General features: G+C 53.3%; 1 protein-coding gene. It reads left to right on the top strand.

Annotation, left to right across the window (positions count from 1 at the left end):
• Positions 1-212, top strand: a 212-nt coding sequence (gene tnpA, locus ABR397_RS24925; protein WP_350308000.1) for an IS66 family insertion sequence element accessory protein TnpA, incomplete at both ends; no start/stop codon positions are given.

Raw genomic sequence — 212 nt, 5'->3', positions numbered from 1 at the left:
ACCATGAGCCGTAGCCGATATACCCCGGAACAAAAACAGCAACATGTGACCCAATGGCGCCACAGTGACCTGACTCGAAAACAGTATTGCGAACAGCATCGGCTGAGTTTTTCCTCTTTCCGTGACTGGATTGCCGACAGTAACAAAATACCCCAACCTCTCAGCCAGACACTGCCCGCCATCTTGCCGGTTTCACTCCAGCCTGACGACGC

It is taken from the genome of Photorhabdus viridis, assembly GCF_040256935.1.
GTDB classification, from domain to species: Bacteria; Pseudomonadota; Gammaproteobacteria; order Enterobacterales; family Enterobacteriaceae; genus Photorhabdus; species Photorhabdus viridis.
The sequence above is the reverse complement of the archived record's forward strand: the minus strand, read 5'-3'. Positions and strand labels throughout refer to the sequence as shown.